The organism is Actinomyces sp. ICM39 (assembly GCF_000282935.1).
GTDB lineage: Bacteria > Actinomycetota > Actinomycetes > Actinomycetales > Actinomycetaceae > Pauljensenia > Pauljensenia odontolytica_B.
In genome coordinates this window covers 1-5,636 of the sequence record NZ_ALCB01000005.1, presented here as the reverse complement: position 1 = coordinate 5,636, position 5,636 = coordinate 1, and the positions used below count along the sequence as shown (strand labels likewise).

Sequence of the window (5,636 nt, the reverse complement as noted above, 5' to 3'; positions counted from 1 at the left end):
TGTGTGTCTGCGCGGCCCCCGGCCTTTTTGTGGTTGTGTGGGTTGTGTGTTGTGGGCTTGTGTATGGCTGGGCTTACACGCCGTGTGTGGGGAGAGTTTTGTACCGGTTCGGCCTTGAGGTGGGGGTTGCCGGGAGAGTTTTGTACCGGGGCGTGTGCGCTGCGTGGCTAGTCGGTGGTGGTCGGCGGGAGAAAGTTCTCCCTGCTCGGGTTGTTTGCGTCTGGACCGGGAAAAAGTTCTCCCTGCTCGCGCTAAATGGGCTGAAATGGGCGTTTTTTGCTGTGTGGGGAGAGTTTTGTACCGGTTTGGCCTTGAGGCGGGGGTTGCCGGGAGAGTTTTGTACCGGTGGGCGCCCGTACGGGGCTTTACGGGTCAGCAATGGAAAATTTCAACGCCAGTAACGCGACGGTCGGCACGTGTGCGGTGGCCACCTGAGGGGCCGCGATAGCCACTCGGTGGGCCGCGAGTCTTACCTGGTGCTGCCGCCATGAGGCCACAAGTGCCGGATGGCGCCGCCGGTGTAGAAAATCGCTCCTGTGTGCAACCCGCGAGCGTGCTTGTGGGGTCATGTGGCTAGCATGAACGACATGAGTGCCCCCACCGCCGACACGAACACCCACCAGATCGGTGCTACCTCCACGGTCCCACGCGTTGTCAAGCCGTTCCCCGCGTACGTGCGCGCCCTGTTCGTCTTGTTCTGCGTGGTGCCTCCGGCGTGGGGGTTCATTGATTTCCTCAGTAGGGATAACTGGACGCAGTGGGCATTCCAGTTGAGCCAGGCGCGAGTGATCATCGCGGCCATAGCAGTCCTCGCGTTCCTCCCCATCGTCCGGGCGGTGTTCGGGCGTTTCATCCTCGACCTAATCCGCAGAATCAAGCCGATGCGCAGCGGCAAGCACGCGACGGAAGCCCACCCCGGCACCATGTTCCTGGGGGTCGTGGCCTCGCTCGTGGTGCTTGGACTGGTTGGTCTGGTCGCGTGGGGCATGTGTGGTCAGGCTGCCCTCGACTGGCGCGACGGTCCGGTGACCCGCGAGGGAGTCACGTGCACCGCCATGAATCCCGAGCAACGCGACGATGGGCCGTTCGTGCACATCGAGCTGACTGAAACCGAAGGGGTCGTGCGCGCCTACGACCTGCGCCAATACGAGCTCGATCGCCACGCAGAGAAGGGGACGCCCCTCTACAACACGATCGTCGAGGCCTGTCGTACCCCCGGCGCCGAGATTGGGATCAGCATCTACGACCGCACGGGCATCATCGTCGACGCGTGGAAGCGCTAGCGCGAAGTAGGTACACGCTCTACTGACGGACCGAGGCGTCTGCGATGATGCTTGTGCGTTCGTAGATTGAGATGCTGATGCGTGTGTCGGGCGATTGGCAAGCTGCTGCGACGGTGGCGTAGGTGGCTGACCGTTTCTGCTGCGTCTTGAAGTCTTCCCTATTCAGCTCGATGTGTTGGATGTTTCCTTCGGCGTCGACCAGGTCGAACATTGTTCGGGCAGGGTGTCGCCGATACCCTTTGGTTTCTTGTAGATTCTGGCAGGTCAGGCCCTCGTAGTGCGCAGGTCCCTCCCACCAGTCCAGAAGCGCGGGGAGGTACCCCGCCCCGAACTCGGTGTAGGCGAATGCGAATGCCGAGGCGGAGAACACGAACGCGGCAGTGGCGACCCCGGGATGCGGGGCGCGCGCGTGGCGCCCACGGACGGGCAGTAGGAAACGACGAAGGGTGTCCCGGATCATCCAACGCAGGGCAGCCCACACGATCGGCACCCACCCGATGCACAGTAGTGCGAACAGGGGAAGCGTCGCCAATGTGGCGCGCATCGTCAGCGGTCCCAGCATCGGCTTGCCGAACGGGATCCAGATGAACACGCCGACGAGAATCAGGACGACAACGACGATGAGGCGCGTGAGGCGCCGCTCCCACGGCTTCGACGCCGGTGCCGAGATCGAGCCAGAGCCCCCGCTTTCTCCCCGCGGGGAAGGCTGAGCGGGTGTCGTCGTGGTCATGCGCTCATGCTAATCGACGAGGCCGGGGAGCGCGGGTATGCGAAGGGGGCCGCGCAGACGCAAGTCCGCGCGGCCCCTTCGCAAGCAGTCAGCTCAGTGCTCGCCCTCGTGCTCCTTCAGGCGCTCGTAGGAGCGGCGAATCTCGGCCTCGGCCTCTTCGCGACCCACCCAGTGGGCACCCTCGACGCTCTTGCCGGGCTCGAGGTCCTTGTAGACCTCGAAGAAGTGCTGGATTTCCAGGCGGTGGAACTCCGACACGTCGTCGATCTCGGTACGCCAGGAGGCGCGCTGATCGGAGGCGGGGACGCACAGGACCTTGTCGTCGCCGCCCTTCTCGTCGCGCATGCGGAACATGCCGAGCGCGCGGCAGCGGATCACGCAGCCGGGGAACGTGGGTTCCTCGAGGAGGACCAGGGCGTCCAGCGGGTCGCCGTCCTCGCCCAGGGTGTCGTCGATGAAGCCGTAGTCATCGGGGTAACGAGTGGAGGTGAAGAGCATGCGATCCAGGCGGATGCGACCCGTCACGTGGTCGATCTCGTACTTGTTTCGGTTCCCCTTGGGGATCTCGATGGTCACGTCAAATTCCATGGCCGCGCCTTCCTCATTAGCCCCGAAACTCGGGGGTCCGGTTGGTTGTGTCGGCGCATGGACGGGTAGTGTAGGTACCGAAGTAACCACGAAGGGAAATCCATGCATCGCACGTCTATGGGGGCCATTGTAAGCGCTAGCGCCGCACTCGTGGCGACGGCGGCGCTCGTGGGTGCCGGTTGTGCCCCGCAAACGGCCACTCCGGCGGACGCCCCCACGGCCTCGACCCTTGAAGCTGCGCCGATTTCCGGCGATGCGAAGGGCGCCGGGAACCCGGTCTCCGCCGAGGATGTCCAGGCGCTGTGGGCGCCGGTTGCGGCTGCCGCGGCGGAGGGTGGATACACGGCGTGGGGCACGGTCGTGGATGCCCAGACCGGTGAGGTGCTGCTGGACGCGGATGCGTCGACGGCGCACACGCCTGCCTCGACGACGAAGACTCTCGCTGCTTTTTCGGCGCTCACCCACCTGGATCCGACGGCGACGCTGACGACGAGCGCGCTCCTGGGTGCCGACAACCAGACTCTCTACCTGGACTCCGAAGGCGATCTGCTCCTCGGCATCGGCACCTCCGACGAGGTCGAGGTGTCCGGACGCGCCGGCCTGCAGACGCTCGCCAACGATGCGGCGGCGGCCCTCGCGCAGCGTGGCATCACCTCGGTGACCCTGAACTGGCGTGGCACTCTCTTCGAGGGGGCGTCGCACCTCGCGTCCTGGGATGCGCAGGAGGTCGGCGCCTACGAGGGGCACGTCGGGCCGATGGCGATCGACGCGGGACGCACCTACGAGGGCGCCAACGCTTTCTACTCGGATGCTCCGGGACGCGTCGCGCAGGTGTTCTCGCAGGCGCTGGGCGCAGCCGGCATCAGTGCGACGCTCGGCGAGGCCGGGGACGCCCCGGCGGGCGCGGCCGCTATCGCCTCGGTGTCCTCTGCGACGATGGGAGAGCAGCTGCGCTGGATGCTCGCGCACTCCGACAACACGCTCGCCGACCAGTACTGCCGTTTCGCCGCGCGCGCGGCGGGAGCCCCCTCGACCTACGAGGGTGCGACCGACACGGTGCGCGCCGCACTCATTGGCGCCGGCATTCCCACGGACGGCCTGACCCTCGAGGACTGCTCGGGCCTGTCGAGCAACGACAAGATCAGCGCCGACACGCTCGTCGGCGTCCTCAAGGCGTCCTACGCGGGGCAGGGGACCGGTGCGAACACGATGCGTCTGCTCCCGTGGGCGGGCCTCGTCGGTACGCTCTCCAAGCGCATGACTGAGGAACCCGCGGTCGGAAACGTGCAGGCCAAGACGGGCGCCCTCCAGGAGGTCACCTCCCTGTCCGGGTCCGTCATGACGACGAGTGGGCGCGTCCTCCTCGTGTCGATCGGGCATGACCGCGTGACCGAGGGGGCCTACGCCACGCGCGGCCGCCTGGACGCCTTCGAGGAAGGCCTGGCCGGGCTAAACTAGGGACATGGATATGCCGTTTGGCCCGCGCGACGTCGCGGGAGTTCTCGCCTCGCTGTCGTATGCGGGACCGTCGGCCTCTCGCGTCGGTGCCTCCGCCGTGGTGGCGCGCCTGCGCCGCTCGGTGGAGTGGTCGAACCGCAGGCTCGCCGATCTCTCCACCCTGCCCGAGGCCTCTGCGACGGTGGCCGCCTCCTCGACCCTCGTCGTGGACCGGCGCGGCCTGATTCGGTCGGTGGGCTCCCTGCTGGAGCGTTTCGAGGACAAGCGCACCCCCCTCGTGCTGGCCGCCGAGGCCATCATCTTGCGTGCCCTGTCGAAGGACGCGACGGGCATCTGGGACATTAACGCTGGCCGCCGCGTCCTCGTGGCCCCCAACGTGCTCGCCGACGCCCAGCGCTACGCCCTCGATCAGACGGATTGGTGCCGCTGGGTGTCCCTGTGCACGGGCCTGCGCGGCGTGCACCTGACGTATGCGCCCCACCTGGTTCCCTACATCGCGGACCTGATTCAGGCGCTGCCCGAGCGCAGTGACGAGCTCGTGCGCATAGTTCTACTCCTCGATGCGCTGCCCACGGCTGAGATGGAGGTCCTCACGCCCCGCGACCTGCCCTCGATCCAGTGGCTGCGCACTCACCGCGCGCACGCCGGTGGGGTGGCCCTGGTGCGCGCGTGCGCGGCGGCCGGTATGCCGTTGGCCGGGGTCGAGGCCATGCAGGCCCAAACCGAGGGTTTCGCGCGCACCGTTGTGCGCGAGGGGGCGATCGCCCATCTCCTGTCGGGCGTCGAGGCCCTGCCCTCCGCCCGCGAGTACGCGGAGCCTTCCGCGTGGCTGGCGCGTGTGCGCTGACGCCTCGAGCCGTGTGGGGCCGAATCCGAGCGGCCCTCTGCGCGCCTGCTCCCTGGCGGTGCGCGCTCAGCTGACCTCGTACATCGACGAGGCAGGGGCCCCTCCCGCTCTCATCGTCGGCTTGTCGGGTGGTGCGGACTCGCTGGCGCTGGCGCTGACGACGATTGATGTGGCCGCGCGAGCGGGAATCCCCGTTGTCACGGTGACTGTCGATCATGGGCTGCGCGCGGGCAGTGGTGACGAGGCGCGCGAGGTCGCGGACCTGGCCGAGTCCCTGGGCGCGCGAGCCCTCGTCGAGACCGTGGCTGTTGATGGCAGGGGAGGCCCGGAGGCTTCAGCCCGGGACGCTCGCCGAGCCGCCCTGCGAGCGGTCGGTCTGCGAGAAAACGCTCCGATCCTCCTCGGACACACGATGGACGACCAGGCCGAGACGGTGCTGCTGCGCCTGGCGCGCGGCTCCGGCCCCTCCTCCCTGCGCGCTATCGCTCCGATCTCGCGCGATGACGACGGGGTGACGTGGCTGCGCCCGCTGCTCGGGCTGCGGCGATCAGACACGGAGGCGGCGTGCGAACAGGCGGGCCTGACGCCTGTGGAAGACCCGACGAACGATGTTGACGGCCCGTGGCGGGCCGCCGACGGGAGTCCGCTGCGGCGCTCGGCCCTGCGTCACCGCGCGATCCCGGCCCTGGCCTCGGCCCTCGGAGTGGACCCGGTTCCCGCGCTGGCCCGC

General features: G+C 67.8%; 6 protein-coding genes. 4 read left to right on the top strand and 2 right to left on the bottom strand.

Annotated features, from left to right (window positions below):
* Positions 1-587: 587 nt before the first annotated feature.
* A complete protein-coding gene (locus HMPREF1137_RS00110) occupies positions 588-1,283 on the top strand; it encodes a hypothetical protein (protein WP_231283979.1) in 696 nt (231 codons plus the stop codon).
* Positions 1,284-1,302: 19 nt separating this feature from the next.
* Here the strand turns inward: HMPREF1137_RS00110 and HMPREF1137_RS00105 are convergent, their stop codons facing one another.
* Together HMPREF1137_RS00105 and HMPREF1137_RS00100 are read right to left on the bottom strand one after the other, a co-directional pair.
* Positions 1,303-2,013, bottom strand: a complete 711-nt coding sequence (locus tag HMPREF1137_RS00105) for a hypothetical protein (RefSeq protein WP_007587409.1) — start codon at positions 2,011-2,013, stop codon at positions 1,303-1,305.
* A 93-nt stretch (positions 2,014-2,106) separates the two neighbouring features.
* Positions 2,107-2,601, bottom strand: a complete 495-nt coding sequence (locus HMPREF1137_RS00100; protein ID WP_003792014.1) for an inorganic diphosphatase — start codon at positions 2,599-2,601, stop codon at positions 2,107-2,109.
* A gap of 102 nt (positions 2,602-2,703) precedes the next feature.
* Between HMPREF1137_RS00100 and dacB the strand changes: the two genes are divergently transcribed.
* The 3 genes from dacB to tilS form a co-directional block, all read left to right on the top strand.
* On the top strand, positions 2,704-4,059 hold the full coding sequence (gene dacB / locus HMPREF1137_RS00095) for a D-alanyl-D-alanine carboxypeptidase/D-alanyl-D-alanine endopeptidase (protein ID WP_007587406.1): 1,356 nt from the start codon (positions 2,704-2,706) through the stop codon (positions 4,057-4,059).
* Positions 4,060-4,063: 4 nt separating this feature from the next.
* Positions 4,064-4,906, top strand: a complete 843-nt coding sequence (locus HMPREF1137_RS00090; protein WP_007587412.1) for a zinc-dependent metalloprotease — start codon at positions 4,064-4,066, stop codon at positions 4,904-4,906.
* Positions 4,896-5,636, top strand: a 741-nt coding sequence (gene tilS / locus HMPREF1137_RS00085) for a tRNA lysidine(34) synthetase TilS (RefSeq protein WP_050980913.1), incomplete at its 3' end; no start/stop codon positions are given. The genes HMPREF1137_RS00090 and tilS, both read left to right, overlap by 11 nt.

Excerpts from the sequence above, each read along its gene's own strand:
- HMPREF1137_RS00110 (WP_231283979.1), top strand. The coding sequence starts at position 588 with ATGAGTGCCCCCACCGCCGACACGAACACCCACCAGATCGGTGCTACC.
- HMPREF1137_RS00105 (WP_007587409.1), bottom strand. The coding sequence starts at position 2,013 with ATGACCACGACGACACCCGCTCAGCCTTCCCCGCGGGGAGAAAGCGGG.
- HMPREF1137_RS00100 (WP_003792014.1), bottom strand. The coding sequence starts at position 2,601 with ATGGAATTTGACGTGACCATCGAGATCCCCAAGGGGAACCGAAACAAG.
- dacB (WP_007587406.1), top strand. The coding sequence starts at position 2,704 with ATGCATCGCACGTCTATGGGGGCCATTGTAAGCGCTAGCGCCGCACTC.
- HMPREF1137_RS00090 (WP_007587412.1), top strand. The coding sequence starts at position 4,064 with ATGGATATGCCGTTTGGCCCGCGCGACGTCGCGGGAGTTCTCGCCTCG.